The sequence below is a fragment of the Frigidibacter sp. MR17.14 genome (genome assembly GCF_037095735.1).
GTDB lineage: Bacteria > Pseudomonadota > Alphaproteobacteria > Rhodobacterales > Rhodobacteraceae > Frigidibacter.
The window spans coordinates 740,303-756,365 of the sequence record NZ_JBAWKD010000001.1; the positions used below are offsets into that span (position 1 = coordinate 740,303).

Annotated in this window: 11 protein-coding genes; 7 read left to right on the plus strand and 4 right to left on the minus strand. The window is 71.4% G+C overall.

All coding sequences use genetic code 11. The features are described from left to right. The first annotated feature begins 3 nt into the window (after positions 1-3). From V8J36_RS03585 to V8J36_RS03605, 5 genes are all read left to right on the plus strand, one after another. Positions 4-1,773: a GMC family oxidoreductase gene (locus V8J36_RS03585; protein ID WP_336465869.1), complete on the plus strand. Its 1,770-nt coding sequence runs from the start codon at positions 4-6 to the stop codon at positions 1,771-1,773. An 11-nt stretch (positions 1,774-1,784) separates the two neighbouring features. Next, complete coding sequence (locus V8J36_RS03590; protein ID WP_336465870.1) at positions 1,785-3,137, plus strand: cytochrome c; 1,353 nt, start codon at positions 1,785-1,787, stop codon at positions 3,135-3,137. 866 nt (positions 3,138-4,003) lie between these two features. After that, complete coding sequence (locus V8J36_RS03595; protein WP_336465871.1) at positions 4,004-4,585, plus strand: ImuA family protein; 582 nt, start codon at positions 4,004-4,006, stop codon at positions 4,583-4,585. Then, positions 4,500-5,996: a Y-family DNA polymerase gene (locus V8J36_RS03600; protein ID WP_336465872.1), complete on the plus strand. Its 1,497-nt coding sequence runs from the start codon at positions 4,500-4,502 to the stop codon at positions 5,994-5,996. The genes V8J36_RS03595 and V8J36_RS03600 overlap by 86 nt, the downstream gene beginning before the upstream one ends. Next, positions 5,993-9,343, plus strand: a complete 3,351-nt coding sequence (locus tag V8J36_RS03605) for an error-prone DNA polymerase (RefSeq protein WP_336465873.1) — start codon at positions 5,993-5,995, stop codon at positions 9,341-9,343. The genes V8J36_RS03600 and V8J36_RS03605 overlap by 4 nt, the downstream gene beginning before the upstream one ends. A gap of 364 nt (positions 9,344-9,707) precedes the next feature. Here the strand turns inward: V8J36_RS03605 and V8J36_RS03610 are convergent, their stop codons facing one another. After that, positions 9,708-10,394 carry a response regulator transcription factor gene (locus V8J36_RS03610; RefSeq protein ID WP_336465874.1) on the minus strand — a complete coding sequence of 229 codons (687 nt, stop codon included), beginning with the start codon at positions 10,392-10,394 and terminating at the stop codon, positions 9,708-9,710. A gap of 184 nt (positions 10,395-10,578) precedes the next feature. Between V8J36_RS03610 and ribA the strand changes: the two genes are divergently transcribed. Together ribA and V8J36_RS03620 are read left to right on the plus strand one after the other, a co-directional pair. Then, on the plus strand, positions 10,579-11,670 hold the full coding sequence (gene ribA / locus V8J36_RS03615; RefSeq protein WP_336465875.1) for a GTP cyclohydrolase II: 1,092 nt from the start codon (positions 10,579-10,581) through the stop codon (positions 11,668-11,670). After that, on the plus strand, positions 11,667-12,182 hold the full coding sequence (locus tag V8J36_RS03620) for a L,D-transpeptidase family protein (RefSeq protein WP_336465876.1): 516 nt from the start codon (positions 11,667-11,669) through the stop codon (positions 12,180-12,182). Before ribA ends, V8J36_RS03620 begins: the two co-directional genes overlap by 4 nt. A gap of 94 nt (positions 12,183-12,276) precedes the next feature. Here V8J36_RS03620 and V8J36_RS03625 read toward each other — a convergent pair whose 3' ends face one another. The 3 genes from V8J36_RS03625 to V8J36_RS03635 are packed head-to-tail and all read right to left on the minus strand — an operon-like array spanning position 12,277 to position 16,009. Continuing rightward, the gene (locus V8J36_RS03625) at positions 12,277-13,182 is read right to left on the minus strand and encodes an AEC family transporter (RefSeq protein ID WP_336465877.1); all 906 of its coding nucleotides are present in this window, start codon (positions 13,180-13,182) and stop codon (positions 12,277-12,279) included. A 6-nt stretch (positions 13,183-13,188) separates the two neighbouring features. Beyond that, the gene (locus tag V8J36_RS03630) at positions 13,189-13,857 is read right to left on the minus strand and encodes a YggS family pyridoxal phosphate-dependent enzyme (protein ID WP_336465878.1); all 669 of its coding nucleotides are present in this window, start codon (positions 13,855-13,857) and stop codon (positions 13,189-13,191) included. A 4-nt stretch (positions 13,858-13,861) separates the two neighbouring features. Next, on the minus strand, positions 13,862-16,009 hold the full coding sequence (locus V8J36_RS03635) for a tetratricopeptide repeat-containing sulfotransferase family protein (RefSeq protein ID WP_336465879.1): 2,148 nt from the start codon (positions 16,007-16,009) through the stop codon (positions 13,862-13,864). Between the last annotated feature and the right edge of the window lie 54 nt (positions 16,010-16,063).

The window sequence follows — 16,063 nt, forward strand, 5'->3', positions numbered from 1 at the left end:
TCCATGGCACGTCAGGAAAAGAAAAAGGACGTCGTCATCGTCGGCCTCGGCTGGACCGGCTCGATCGCAGGGATCGAACTGGCGCAGGAAGGCCTCGAGATCGTCGCGCTCGAGCGCGGCCATGACCAGTCGGTCGTGCCGAACTTCCAGTATCCCAACCAGATCGACGAGCTGAAATACGGCGTCCGTCTGAAGAACTTCCAGCATCCGCGCATGCAGACCGTCACGGTCCGCCGCAACGAGGCGGAAACCGCGCTGCCCTACCGCTCGCTGGGCTCGTTCCTGCCCGGCAACGGCGTCGGCGGCGCCGGCACCCACTGGAACGGCCTGAACTGGCGCCCGCAGGAGCAGGAGCTGAGCCTGCGCTCCTATGTCCGCGACAACTGGGGCGAGCAGATCATCCCGGACGACATGGTGCTGCAGGACTATCCCGTCACCTATGACGAGATGGAGCCCTTCTTCACCCGCTTCGAGAAGGTCGCCGGCATCTCCGGCAAGGCCGGCAACATCAAGGGTCAGATCCAGGAAGGCGGCAACCCGTTCGAGGGCTGGCGGTCGGAAGAGTACCCGATGCCCGCGCTGCCCACGACCTATGACGCCTCGCTGTTCGAGAAGGCCGCCAAGGCCGCCGGCCTGCATCCGTTCCCGGCCCCGGCCGGCATCGCCTCGCAGGCCTACACGAACCCCTACGGCATGCAGATGGGCCCGTGCAACTTCTGCGGCTTCTGCGAGCGCTACGGCTGCTACCAGTATTCGAAGTCGATGCCGCAGACCTGCACGCTCGACGCGCTGAAGGCCTATCCGAACTTCTCCTACCGCACCGGGGCCGAGGTCCTGCGGGTCGAGATGGCGCAGGACGGCAAGACCGCGACCGGCGTGACCTATTACGACTACGCGACCAAGGAAGAGGTCTTCCAGCCCGCGGACATCGTGATCCTGGCCTCGTACCAGCTGAACAACGTCCACCTGATGCTGCTCTCGGGAATCGGCCAGCCGTACAACGCGGTGACCGGCGAGGGCGTGACGGGCAAGAACTACGCCTACCAGATGAACGGCGGCGTGACGCTGTTCTTCAAGGACGCGAACTTCAACCCCTTCGTGGGTCACGGCGCCAACGGCATCGCGATCGACGACTACTCGATCAGCCAGATCGACTTCGGCAAGGAAGGCTTCATCGGCGGCGCCTACTGGCGCGCGGGCACCTTCAACGGCCAGCCGATCCGCTCGATGCCGCTGCCCAAGGGCACGGCGAGCTGGGGTGGCAAGTGGAAGGAAGCGATCGGCGAGTGGTACGGCCACGCGATGTCGATCGGCACGCATGGTTCGCACATGTCCTACAAGACGAACCACCTCGACCTCGATCCGACCTACACGGATCCGCACGGCCGTCCGCTGATGCGCATGACCTTCAACTGGAACCCGAACGACCTTCGGATGAACCAGTTCCAGAAGCGGAAGGCCGAGGAACTGGCCAAGACCATGGGCGCCAACATCACCGACATCGGCTTCAAGGACGTGGGCGCGCAATACGACGTGCGGCCCTACCAGACGACGCACAACACCGGCGGGCACATCATGTCCGACAGCCCGACCACCGGCGCGGTGAACAAGTTCAGCCAGGCCTGGGACAAGCACAACGTCTTCGCCATGGGCGCGGGCAACTTCGTGCAGAACACCCAGTACAACCCGACGGGCCTCGTCGGCGGTCTGGCCTATCACACGGTGCATGCGATCCGCACGCAGTACCTGTCGAACCCGCGTCCGCTGGTCTGAGGAGCTGAAGGATGTACAAAGCACTCCGCATCCTGGCCGGTCTGGTCCTCCTCGGCCTGATCTGCCTGCTCGCCTTCATCTTCGTGCCGGTGCAACGCACCCAGCCCGCGACCCAGCTTGCCGCCGACTGGCAGCCGGCCGAGGGCCAGGGCAAATACGCGATGATCGCCGGTGACTGCGTCGCCTGCCACACCGCCCCGGGCGGCGAGGAACTGGCCGGCGGCCGCGCGATCGAAAGCCCGATGGGCACGATCTGGTCGACCAACATCACGCCCGACAAGGCGAACGGCATCGGCGCCTGGTCCTTCGAGGACTTCCGCGCGGCGATGATCGACGGCGTCGCGCCGGGCGGCGAGCATCTCTACCCGGCGATGCCCTACGAGAACTACCGCCTGATGTCGGAAGAGGACCTGCGCGCCCTCTACGACTACCTGCTCAAGGACGTGAAACCGGTCGCGGTCGCCAACAAGGAGACCGAGCTGTCCTTCCCGTTCAACCTGCGCTTCGGCATCCGCGCCTGGAACTGGCTCGCGCTGTCGCACGGGCCGGGCTTCACCCCCGCGGGCAAGACCGAAGCCGAGGACCGCGGCCAGTATCTGGTCGAGGGCCCGGGCCACTGCGCGGCCTGCCACAGCCCGCGCAACACCTTCATGGCCCAGGACGGCGTGACCGCCGACAACGGCAAGTTCCTGACCGGCGGCGTCGTCGGCGGCTGGAACGCGCCGGCGCTGCGCGGTGCGGGCTCTGCCCCGCAGCAGTGGACGGTCGAGGAAATGGCCTCGTACCTCGCCACCGGCCGCAACGCCCATTCGACCGCCAACGGCGAGATGGGTCTGGTGGTCGAGCATTCGCTGCAGCACCTGACCGACGAGGACAACATCGCGATCGCCGCCTTCCTCAAGGGGATCGACGGCGAGAAGGTCGCGCTGCCCTCGAGCTTCGCGAACCCCGGCCCGACCCCGATGGAACCGGCCAAGGCCGATGCCGCGGGCGAAGCCACCACGAAGATGCTGACCGAGGCCGATCCGGGCATGCCGCTGGGCGCGCGTCTCTACCTCGACAGCTGCTCGGCCTGCCACTTCGTGACCGGCAAGGGCGCCCCGGGGATCTTCCCCGAACTGCAGGGCAACCATCTGGTCACCGGTTCGGAAGTCGGGCCGCTGGTCTCGGTGATCCTGAACGGCGCCGACGTGCCGCCGACCGCCAAGCGGCCGATGCATCTGGTGATGCAGGGCTACGCCGACCGCCTGTCGGATGACGAGGTCGCCGAGCTGGCCAGCTGGCTGCGCAAGGCCTGGGGCAACGACGCCGGCGCCGTGACGGCCGCCGATGTCGCCAAGGTCCGTGGCGCCGCCACGCACTGAACGGCACGCCGCAACGATCGGAAGGGGCGCCCTCGGGCGCCCCTTTTGCATTGCGGCAGGCGCGGTTCCGTCCCCCGATCTCGTCAGGCCGGGGCGCTTGGCGGCTGCCGGACGCGGACCATGCCCGGCCAGATCCCGGGCCTCGAGCGCGCCACAGGATCGCGAGCCGTTGGCCCCCGGCGTGATACGCCGCCACAACCGGCCAGCGGCCACGCTGCACAACACCGCTTCAAAACCTTCGGGCGGCGGACCGTGCCACCCTCCCGGACCGCTTGCCCAATGACCGGCCCAATGATTGGCCCATTCGGGCTACCTTGCGGGTCTTGAGCGTGGGTCCGGGGCGCGATGCGCGGTCGCGACCCGCCATCAGGCACGCCGCGCCGGACCGCCCTGTGACCCTTCGGGCAGATCGTCCTGCCCCTCCCGGACCGCCTGCCCGCCGACTGGCCCGCTCGGGCTGCCGGAACGCGGCGCAGCGGGCAGCCGGTTGATCTGACAGGCGAGGCTCGGACCAGCCGGCCCGCATCGGCGCGAGCGACAGGTTTTCCCGGATCACGGCCCAGCCGACCCTCCGCCATCGCGTGCCGGTGGCGAACGGCGCCCGCGTCCCTCCGCCATGATCTTCCGATGCGCCCGGCGATGCCCGGGCTGGCACAAAGCGGGCGCGGTGTGGTCTGCCCTCCGCCCGTCCCGACAGGCGCCGATCCCGATACCGGGCGACGCTGGACAGGCCCCCACCTCTCCCCTGTCCGCCGAGGCCGCCGGGCGCAGGCCCGGCCCCCCGCTGCATCCGCCGCGCATCCGCGCTATGATCGGGATCCGAATCCCCCCCCGGACCCCCGGCCCCCCGAACCCCGCGCGCCCCGATGACCGACGCCCTTCCCTTCCCGCCCCGCCCGGGCCGCATGCACGAGGTCTCGGGCCCCGGCGCCACGGCCTTTGCCGCGGCGCTAGCCGCGGCCCTGCCCGGCCCGGTGCTCTGGGTCGCGGAGGGCTGGCGGGCCGAGCCGCTGAACCCGCTGGGCCTCGCGCTCTGGTTCGACCCCTCGCGCCTCTTGCTGGCCTTCGCCCGCGACCGCATCGAGGCGCTGGCCGTCACCGAAGAGGCGCTGCGCCACGGGGCCAGCCGGCTGGTGGTGACCGAGCTGTCCGAGGCCCCCGACCTGACCCAGGGCCGCCGCTTGCAACTGGCGGCCGGGGCGGGCAACAGCACCTCGATCTGCCTGATTCCCGAGGGCGCGGGCTGCAACGCCGCCGAAACCCGCTGGGATTGCAAGCCCTTGGCAGACACGGGGGTAGAAGACTCGACTCTGGCCGAATGGAAGCTTACCAAGAACAAATCAGGAACTCTTGGGGGCTGGCATGTCCGGTGGTCGATCTCGGCGCATCGTCTCGATCTGGTTTCCCCGGCTGCCCAGCGACCGGGTGTTGCGCCGCTGGCCCGCTGAGCCCGGCCCCTTCGCCCTGATCGCCCGCGCCGGCAACACCGACCGCCTGCACTGCCTGAACGCCCCGGCCGAGGCCGCGGGGCTGGCGCGCGGCATGGCCGCGGCCGATGCCCGCGCGCTCTGCCCCGGCCTGATCACCCGCCCCGCCGCGCCCGAGGCCGAGGCGCGGTTCCTTGCCATGCTCGCCCGCTGGGCCACGCGCTGGTGCCCCTGGGTCGGGCTCGAGGCGCCCGACGGGATCGTGCTCGACCTCACCGGCGCGGCACATCTGCACGGCGGCGAGGCCGCGACGCTCGACCGGCTGCGCGCCAGCCTCGCGCGCGGCGGGATCACCGCCCGCCTCGGCCTTGCCGGCAGCCGCGGCGCCGCCTGGGCACTGGCGCATTACGGCACGGGCACGGACGTCGCGGACGGCCCCCTTGCCCCCCTGCCGGTCGAGGCGCTGCGGATCGACCCCGACACCGCCGCCGGCCTGCGCCGCATGGGGCTGGAAACGCTCGGCCAGCTGATGGCCCAGCCCCGCGCGCCCTTGGCCCGCCGCTTCGGCCCGGCGCTGATCACCCGGCTCGACCAGGCGACCGGCGACCGCGGCGAACAGATCTCGCCCTTGGCCGAACCGCCCCATGACGCGGTGCGCCTGACCCTGCCCGAGCCGATCGGCCTGACCGACGACCTGCGCGGCCTGACCGCCCGGCTGCTGGAGCGGCTCTGCGCCAGGCTCGCCGCGCGCGAGGCCGGCGCGCGCAGCCTGCGCCTGACCCTGCGCCGCGTCGACCAGAGCGACACCGAGGTGGAACTGCGGCTGGCCAGCCCGATGGTCGACCCGGCCCGCATCCTGCCGCTCTTCGACCGTGGCATCGACGCGGTCGACTCGGGCTTCGGCATCGACCAGCTGCGCCTTCAGGCCACGCTGGTCGAGCCGATGCCGCCGCGCCAGCTCACGCAGCGCGGCGCCGGCCAGAACCGGGCCCGCTCTGCCGCCCTCGACGATCTGGTGACCCGGATCGGCAACCGCATCGGGCTGGAAAACGTCCAGCGCCTGCTGCCCGCCGACAGCCACATCCCCGAACGCGCCTTCCTGCGCGCGCCCTTCGCCTGGTCCGAGCCCGCGGGCGGCTGGTCCGCCCCCCGCCCGCGCCCGCTGCGCCTGTTCCCTCCCGAACCGATCGAGGCCGCCACCCGAGAACCGGGCCCGCACCCGCCGCACCGCTTCCGCTGGCGCCGGATGCGGCTGACCACGCTGCGCGCGACCGGACCCGAACGCATCGCCCCGGAATGGTGGCTCGACGATCCCGACTGGCGCCGCGGCCTGCGCGACTACTGGCGGATCGAAACGCGCGAGGGCCGCAGGCTCTGGCTCTATTTCACCCCCCAGGACCCCGGCTGGTTCGCGCAAGGGGAATTCGCATGACCCGCTATGCCGAGCTTGCCGTCACCTCGAACTTCACCTTCCTCACCGGGGCCTCGCATCCCGAAGAGCTGATGATCCGCGCCGCCGAGCTGGGGCTGGAGGCCATCGCGATCACCGACCGCAATTCCGTGGCCGGCGTGGTGCGCGCCTTCTCGGCCCTGAAGGAGCTTGCCCGGATGCGGGCCGAAGCCGCGGCCGAACAGCCCGAACAGGCGCCCGAGATCCGCTCGCAGCGCGTGACCGACGGCGCGAGCCGCCAGAGCCGCGCCCCCGCCCCCGCGCCGCTCGCGCCGCTCGAGACCCCGCTGCCGCGGCTGATCCCCGGCGCCCGGATCGTGCTGCGCGACAGCGCGGTGGACTGGATCGCCCTGCCCACCGACCTTGCCGCCTGGGCGCGGCTCACCCGGCTGCTGACCTTGGGCAAGCGCCGGGCGGAAAAGGGCCAATGCCATCTCGACCGCCGCGATCTTCTCGACGCGGCCGAGGGGATGATGCTGATCGCCCTCCCCCCCGACCCGCTCGAGGGCTGGACCGCCGCGGTCCTGGCCGACCTGAAGCAGATCCGCGCCCGCTTCCCCGCCACCAGCTTCCTCGGCGCCGCCCCGCGCTATGACGGGCGCGACGAGGCGCGGCTCGACCGGCTGGCGGCGGTGTCGCAGACCACCGGCCTCGCCCTCGTCGCGGCCGGCGACGTGCTGATGCACCGCGCCGCGCGCCGCCCCCTGGCCGATGTGCTCACCTGCCTGCGCGAGCATTGCACCATCGACCGGATCGGCCGCCGCCGCCTGCCGAACGGCGAGCGGCGGCTGAAATCCGGGGCCGAGATGGCGCGGCTCTTCCACCGCTTCCCCGCGGCGCTGCGCCGCTCGGTCGAGATCGCGGAACGCTGCGCCTTCCGCCTCGACGACCTGCGCTATCACTACCCCGACGAGACCCGCGACGGCGAACCCGCGCAGACCCGCCTCGACCGCCTCTGCCGCGAGGGCCTCGCCTGGCGCTACCCCGCCGGCGCCAGCCCGCACATCTCGGACCGCGTCACCAAGGAACTGCGCCTGATCGCAGAGATGGGCTATGCCCCCTATTTCCTCACCGTACACGACATCGTCGCCGCCGCGCGCGAAAAGGGCATCCTTGCACAGGGACGGGGCTCTGCGGCGAATTCCGTGGTCTGCTACCTGCTGGGCATCACCGAGGTTCCCCCCGACTCGATCACCCTGATCTTCGAGCGCTTCATCTCGAAGGACCGCGGCGAGCCGCCCGACATCGACGTCGACTTCGAACACGAGCGGCGCGAAGAGGTGATCCAGTGGATCTACGAGCGCTACGGCCGCCACCGCGCGGGCCTCACCGGCACCGTGATCCACTTCCGCTCGCGCGCCGCGATCCGCGAGGTCGGCAAGGTGATGGGCCTGTCGCAGGACGTGATCGCCCGGCTCTCGGGCCAGATCTGGGGCTGGTCCGCCGCCGCCCCCGACGACGCCCGGATCCGCGACGCCGGCATCGACCCGGCCGACCGCCGCATCCGCCTCGCCGCGCGGCTGATCGCCGAGATCATCGGCTTCCCGCGCCATCTCAGCCAGCATGTCGGCGGCTTCGTCATCACCCACGGGCGCCTCGACGAGCTCTGCCCGATCGAGAACGCGGCGATGGAGGACCGCACCGTCATCGAATGGGACAAGGACGACATCGACGCGCTGGGCCTGCTGAAGGTCGACATCCTCGCACTGGGCATGCTGACCGCCATCCGCAAGGCCTTCGGACTGATCGCGGACCACCGCGGCCGCCGCTACGACCTGGCCAGCGTCCCGGCCGAGGATCCTGCCGTCTACGACATGCTCTGCGCCGCCGATGCGGTGGGGGTGTTCCAGGTCGAAAGCCGGGCGCAGCTGAACTTCCTGCCCCGGATGCGGCCGCGCCAGTTCTACGACCTCGTGTGCGAGGTGGCGATCGTCCGCCCCGGCCCGATCCAGGGCGGCATGGTGCATCCCTTCATCAACCGCCGCCGCGGGCTAGAACCGGTCGAGGATCTCGGCCCCGCGATGATGGAGGTGCTGGGCCGCACCTACGGCGTCCCGCTCTTCCAGGAACAGGCGATGCAGATCGCCGTGGTCGCCGCCGGCTTCACCCCGGCCGAGGCCGACCGCCTGCGCCGCTCGCTCGCCACCTTCAAGCGCATGGGCACGATCGGCGGCTTCCGCGAGCGCTTCGTCTCGGGCATGCTCTCGCGCGGCTACGGCGCCGATTTCGCCGAACGCTGCTTCGCGCAGATCGAGGGCTTCGGCAGCTACGGCTTCCCCGAAAGCCACGCCGCCAGCTTCGCCCGCCTCGTCTACATCTCGGCCTGGCTGAAGCGCCACCATCAGGCGATCTTCACCTGCGCGCTGCTCAATTCGCAGCCGATGGGCTTCTACGCCCCGGCGCAGCTGGTGCGCGACGCCCGCGACCGCGGGGTCGAGGTGCGCCCGGTCTGCATCAACCGCTCCGACTGGGACTGCACGGTCGAGCCACGCCCCGACGGCGCCCTCGCCCTGCGCCTCGGCCTGCGCCAGATCCGGTCCCTGCGCGAAGAGGACGCCCGCTGGATCGTCGCGGCGCGCGGCAACGGCTATCCCGATGTCGAAAGCCTCTGGCGCCGCGCCGGCATCCGCCCCGACGCGCTGGAACGCCTCGCCGAAGGCGATGCCTTCGCCGCCCTCGGCCTCGGCCGCCGCGACGCGCTCTGGGCGGCCAAGGCGCTGCGCGCGCCGAAGCCCCTGCCCCTCTTCGGCGCCGAGGGCGAGGGCGCCCGCGAACCCGAAACCGCCCTGCCCTCGATGACCCTCGGCCAGGAGGTGATCGAGGATTACCTCTCGCTGCGCCTCTCGCTGCGCGCCCACCCGATGGAACTCCTGCGCCCCCGCCTGTCCGAAACCGGCCTCACCGACAGCCTGCCCAACGACCGCCTGCCGCAGGCCACGGGCCGGGTGGTGCTGACCGGCCTCGTGATCACCCGCCAGCGCCCCGGCACCGCCTCGGGCGTGATCTTCCTCACGCTCGAGGACGAGACCGGCGTGGCCAATGTGGTGATCTGGTCGCGCATCTACGAGGCCTTCCGCCGCGCGGTGATCGGCGGCCGCCTCGTCCGCGTCACCGGCCGGATCGAGCGTGACGGCCCCGTCACCCATGTCATCGCCGAGACGGTCGAGGACCTGACGCCGCTTCTGCTGACCCTCGGCCGCCCGGTGCTGATCGCGGTCAACGACGGCCGCGCCGACGAGACGCGCCGCCCCGCCGGCGGCTCGATCCGCTCGCCGATGCACCCCCGCGAACAGGCGAAAGCCATGTTCCGCAGCCGCGACTTCCACTGACCCGCCCGTTTCGGCTTGGCCGAAATACTCCGGGGGAGCCCGGCACGGGCGGGGGCAGAGCCCCCCCTTCCTTCCCGCTTTCGCATTGGTCCAAATATCCCGGGGGTGAGCGGGCAAGGCCCGCGAGGGGGCAGCGCCCCCTCTCCGCCCCCTCTCCCCGACCCCGACCCGCCAGACAAAAAAAACCCGGGCACGAGGCCCGGGTCAGTCCGACAGGGAGGGAAGCCGCGACATGACCCCGTCGCGGGAGGGCTTGGGTAATTCGTCTCGGGCGGTTGTGCCGGCCCGGTGAGATCAGAACGTGGCGCCCGCCTGTCGGTTCCGCGCCCCCTTCCGAAAATTCACCGCACCCCGCCCGACCCCCTCAGGCGACCAGCCGGTAGCCCCCGGCCTCGGTCACCAGAAGCCGCGCGTTCGAGGGATCGGGCTCGATCTTCTGGCGCAGGCGATAGATGTGGGTCTCCAGCGTGTGGGTCGTCACCCCGGCGTTGTAGCCCCAGACCTCGTGCAAGAGCACGTCGCGCGGCACCACCCCGTCCGGCGCGCGATAGAGGAACTTCAGGATGTTCGTCTCCTTCTCGGTCAGCCGCACCTTCCGGTCCTTGGCGTCGATCAGCATCTTCATCGACGGGCGGAAGGTGTACGGGCCCAGCTGGAACACCGCGTCCTCGGACTGCTCGTGCTGGCGCAGCTGCGCGCGGATCCGCGCCAGCAGCACCGGGAACTTGAACGGCTTGGTGATGTAGTCGTTCGCCCCCGCATCCAGCCCCAGAATGGTGTCGGCATCGGTGTCATGCCCGGTCAGCATCAGGATCGGGCATTTGACGCCCTGCTTGCGCATCCGCCGGCACAGCTCGCGCCCGTCGGTGTCGGGCAGGCCCACGTCGAGGATCACCAGGTCGAAGATCGAGCCCTTCACCTTCTCGATCGCGTCATGGCCCGAGCCGGCCTCGAACACGTCGAAATCCTCGGTCGCCACCAGCTGCTCGCTCAGCGCCTCGCGCAGGTCCTCGTCGTCATCGACCAGCAGCAGCTTCTTCAGGTTGGGCATCGCGCGTCTCCGCTCTCTGTCTCGTGGGCATCTGTGTCTTTTCGCTAGCCGCGACATGCGTTCGCGCACCATCCCCGGCAAGATTTGCTACACCGCGCTCACGCGCACGTGTCGCCTGCGCGGGAAATGTTTCAATTTCCGACAGGTCCGACTATCTAACCCGGGCCTGATGGAGTTTGGCCCCATGCCGCTCGGCCCCACGATCCTCGAACGCCTGAACCGCGCCCGCGCCGACCTGCGCATGGGCGTGCCGGTGGTGCTCACGCGGCCCGGCGCCGCGGTGCTCGCCGTCGCGGCCGAGGCGCTGGACGCCCCCCGCCTCGCCAGCCTGCGCGCCCTCGGCCCCGGGCTGACCATCGCGCTCACCGAACGGCGCGCGGCGACGCTGAAGGCCCGCGCCTATGACGGCGATGTCGCGCGGATCGAGATCCCGGCCGAGGCCGGCCTCGCCTGGATCCGCGCCGTGGCCGACCCGGCGCAGGACCTCGCCAACCCGATGAAGGGCCCGTTCCAGACCGCGCGTGACGGTTCCGCCGACCTGCACCGCGCCGCGATCCGGCTGGCGAAATCCGCGCGCCTCTTGCCCGCGGCCCTCGTCCTGCCCGTGACCGATCCCGCGGGCCTCGCCCTGGCCGAGGGCCTCACCCTCGTCGACATGGCCGAGGCCGGCCCCGCGCTCGACCTCGCGGCCCCCCTGCAGCCGGTGGTCAACGCCCGCCTGCCGATGCAGGCCGCGGAAAAGGGCCGCGTCCACATCTTCCGCCCCGATGATGGCGCCGACGAGCATTACGCGATCGAGATCGGCCAGCCGCCGCGCGACCGCCCCGTGCTCGCCCGCCTGCATTCCGCCTGCTTCACCGGCGATGTGCTGGGCTCGCTGAAATGCGACTGCGGGCCCCAGCTGCATGCAGCGCTCGGCCAGATGGGCGCCGAAGGCGAGGGCGTTCTGCTCTACCTCAACCAGGAGGGCCGCGGCATCGGCCTTGCCAACAAGATGCGCGCCTATTCGCTGCAGGATCAGGGCTTCGACACGGTCGAGGCCAACCATCGGCTGGGCTTCGAGGATGACGAGCGCGACTTCCGCATCGGCGCGGCGCTGCTGCGCCAGATGGGGTTCCGCTCCGTGCGCCTTTTGACCAACAACCCGGCCAAGGTGCGGATGCTGGAGGCGAACGGCATCGAGGTGGCCGAGCGTGTCCCCCTCGCCGTCGGCCGCTCGCGCTGGAACAGCGCCTATCTCGACACCAAGGCCGCCAAGTCGGGGCACCTGCTGTGAACGCGCAAGACCTGATCCTCACCCCCGCCGGCCTGCGCTTCCGGGGCCGGCTGATCCCCTGCACCCATGGCCGCGGCGGCATCCGCGCGGACAAGCGCGAGGGCGACGGCGCCACCCCCACCGGCAGGCACGAGATCGTGGGCATGCTCTACCGCCCCGACCGGATCGACGGCGCGACCCTGCCGCGCTGGGCGCGCCCGATCCGCCCCTTCGACCTCTGGTGCGACGCGCCCGACCACCCCGACTACAACCAGATGGTCTCGGCCCCCTTCGCCGCCAGCCACGAAAGGTTGCGCCGCGCCGATCCGATGTACGACCTGATCCTGGTCACCGACTGGAACTGGCCCGATGCGCTGCCCGGCGCGGGCTCGGCGATCTTCCTGCACCAATGGCGCGCCCCCTGCCGCCCCACCGCCGGCTGCGTCGCCTTCGCGCGCCGCGACCTCCACTGGATCGCCCGCCACCTCGCCGAGGGCAGCCGCCTGGTCGTCCCCGAAGCCCTCGCCTCCTGATTTCTTACTGGCGCAAATATCCCGGGGCCCGGGGCAGAGCCCCGGTCCTCCGTCCCCAGAGACGCCGCCCCCGGTTCAGCCCTCAGAACAGCCCTCAGAACAGCCCTTGGGCCACCGCGATCCAGACCGGCAGCGTCACCACCGAATAGATCGTGGTCTGCGCGACCAGCGTGCTCGCCCCGCGAGGATCCGCCCCGAAGACCGAGGCCAGCACATGGCTGGCGGCCGCCGTCGGCAGCGCCGCGAACAGGATCAGCACCGCCCCCCGCGCCGGGTCGAGCCCGAAGAGCAGCACCACCCCCAGCGCCACCGCCGGCAGCACCACCAGCTTGATCGCGTTCATCGCCAGCGTGAAGGCCGAGGGCTTCACCAGCGCCCCCCAGTCCAGCATCGCGCCGACAGAGATCAGCGCGACCGGGATCCCGGCCTGCGCCACCCGCTCGACCGCGTGCAGCGGCACCTGCGGCAGCGCCACGCCGGACAGCCCGACCGCCAGCCCCGCCAGCGTCGCCAGCAGGAACGGGTTCAGCGCCACGCGCTTCACCGTCGCGGCCAATCCCAGCCCGCCGCCCCGCGACAGGGCCGAGACCGCCAGCAGGTTCGCCAGCGGCACCCCCATGCCGATCGCCACCGGCATCAGCGCCCGCGCCGTTTCAGGCAGCGAGGCCGCGCAGACGAAGCCGAGCGCGGTGTTGAACCGCCAGGCCACCTGCCAGCTGCCGGCGAAGTCGATGAAGCGCTCGGGGCCCAGCGGCCGGATCAGCCAGCCAAGACCGAAGCCCAGGAACAGCAGGCCCCAGACCAGCAGCCCCAGCCCCGCCAGTTCCGACATCGCAATCGGCCGCGACGAGGCGGCGACGAACAGCAGCGCCGGGAAAAGCACCTCGAAGTTCAGCCGGTCGATGCCGCGCCAGCCTTCCGGCGTCAGCCGCGAGCGGACCGCGCCGCCCAGCAGGATCAGCAGGAAATCCGGCGCGATGGTCAGGAAGATCTGCCGCACGGCGCCTCAGGCCTTCGGCGCGCGCGACCCGAAGATCGCGCTGCCGACCCGTACATGGGTGGCGCCATGGGCGATCGCGGTCTCGAAATCGCTGCTCATGCCCATCGACAGCCCGGCAAGCCCGTTGCGCTCGGCGATCCTGGCCAGCATCGCGAAATGGGGCGCGGGGTCCTCGCCATCGGGGGGGATGCACATCAGCCCCTCCAGCGGCAGGTCCATCATCCGCACCGCCGCCACGAACTCGTCGGCCATGCCGGGCAGCACGCCCGCCTTCTGCGGCTCCTCGCCGGTGTTGATCTGCACGAAGACCGAGGGCGTCGCGCCCCGCGCCTGCGCCAGCCGCGCCAGCCGCTCGGCCAGGCTCGGACGATCCAGCGTGTGGATCGTCTCGAACAGCTCGACCGCCTGCTTGGCCTTGTTGGTCTGCAACGGCCCGATCATGTGGACCTCGCAGCCCGGGAAGCGCTCGCGCCAGGCCGGCCATTTCGCGGCCGATTCCTGCACGTAGTTCTCGCCGAACAGCCGATGCCCCTCGGCCAGCACCGCCTCGACCCGGTCCGCGGGCTGGATCTTCGACACCGCGATCAGCTTCACCGATCCCGCCGCGCGCCCCGCCGCCGCCTCGGCCGCCGCGATCCGCGCCTTGATCTCCATCAGTCCCCCGGTCTGCGTCATCGTCTCAATCCTTCGGACAAAGCGGGCCCAACGCCTCGAACAGCTCGCCCAGATGCGGCTCGTAGCGCCGCCAGGCGGCCAGCGAACCCTTGGAAATCGGCTGCCGCGCCTGGAACACCGACAGCGTGTCGATCTTGCGGTCGGTCTCGTGGAACGACAGGCAGGCATCCTCCCACTCCAGCCCGCAGGCCGCGATCAGCGCCCGGGTCTCGGCCTCGGGCTCGGCCACCAGCTTCTCGTATTCAATCTCGTGGAAGCTGCCCGGGCATTCCGCGCGCCAGAAGTCGATCATCTCGACGAAGGTCGCGTAATACTCGCCAAGATCGCGCAGGCTGGTCGAATAGGTATGCGTGCCCTCGACGAACTTGTTGCGGTAGATCGACAGCAGGTTGTCGCGCGGGTCGCGCCGCACCACCACGAAACGCGCGCTAGGCAGCACGTGCTTCAGCAGGCCCAGATACATGTAGCTCTGGATAGACTTGTCGCTGACCTGCGGCACTCCGGGCAGACGGCGACGCATCTCGGCCGCGTAGTCCTGCCCCAGCGCGACCAGCTCGGCCTCGGGAATGCCCGCCAGCGGCCGCGCCGCCTCGCGCGTGAACATCACCTTCGTCGCCAGCGTCGCCGCCACATTCGCCTCGCCCGCACCGCCGACGCGCGAATGGCTGGCGATGATCTGCTCGATCAGCGTCGTGCCCGAACGCGGCATGCCGGTGACGAAGATCGGCGCGAAGTCCGAGGCGCCGGGCAGCGCCCGCCCCCAGTCGAAGCCCGCGACGGCCGCCTTCAGCGCCGCGACCTCGCGGTGGCGCAGCGCCATGTCATAGGGCGCCGCGGCATGGGCGATGTCGTTGGCGGCCTTCAGATAGGGGAAGACCCTGTCATGCGCCTTGATGTCCTCGAGCGCCTTGGCGATCGCGAAGCCGAAGTTCGAGCGCTGCGCCTCGGGCGTGGCCGGGTCCTCGAACCGGGCGATCATCTGCTCCAGCAGCGGGTCGCCCGCCACCATCCGGTGCGAGGCAAGGAAGCTGCGATGCGTCTCGCCATTGGCCGGATCAAGCGCCAAAGCGCGGCGGAACAGCGCCTCGGCGGCCTCGAACCGGCCCAGGGTCTGCAGGACGCTCGCCTTGCCGGTCAGCGCCGGGACGTGATCGGGGGCCAGCGCCAGCGCGCGGTCGTAAAGCGCCAGCGCCTCGTCGTCGCGGTCCAGCCGCGCCAGCGCCTGCGCCCGCTGGTCGAGCGGTTCGGGCCGCTTCGGATCCAGCCGCGCGGCGCGGGCGAAGCTTTCCTCGGCGGCGGCGAAGTCCTTCAGCCGGGTCTGGACCGAGCCCAGCGTCATCTGCGCGGCACCGTTGCGCGGCTCCAGCCGGGCCGCCTTCAGCGCGAAGGGCAGCGCCGCGGCATGCTCGCCCCGGCGGTTGGTCAGCTGCGCCAGCCGCAGCAGCGCCGGGACATGCGCCGGCCCGACGGCGACGGCGCGGCGGGCCGCGGCCAGCGCCTCGTCCTCGCGGCCGGCCTGCGACAGCAGCTGCGCAAGGTTGTCGGCCGGCTGCGGGTCGGAAGGGTCGAGCCGCGCGGCCAGCAGGTAGCTTTGCAGCGCCGCGTCACGGTTGCCGCGCGCGGCCTGCGCGGTGGCCAGAAGATTCGCCGCCGCGGCCAGCTTCGGCACCCGCCTCAGCAGGTCGCGGGCCCCGGCCTCGGCCTCGGCGGCCCGGCCCGCGGCCAGGGCGGCACCCAGCCGGCGGAATTCGGCCAGCAGCGGCGGCGGCAGTCCCGGCGCGCGCCGGGCGCCGCGGAAGCGGTCCTGCAGCGCCAGCCGCGCCTCGGGCGGGATCGCGGCGGATTTCAGGGCGGACAGGAAGGCGGTCTCGGCGGCGGGATCGGCGGTCAGGGCGACGGCCTCGGCCCACAGCGTCCAGATCGCGGGTTCCGTCCCGCGCAGCTCGGCGGCGGCGGCGGCGTGCTGGGCCGCCTGCGCGGGCCGGCCGACCTCCTGATAGATGCGCGCCACCTGGAAGCGCACCTCGGCCGAGGGCCTGAGGCGCAGCAGCCCGTCATAGATCCCGAGCGCCTCCTCGAAGCGGCGGGCGCGCTGCAGGGCCATCGCGCTGTCGTAGAGGGCCGCGGGATCGGCCTCGGTATTGGGGGTCATCTGCCGGATCCTTGGGGTCTGGCGGACCATAGACCCCTCGTCCGGCCCTGTCGA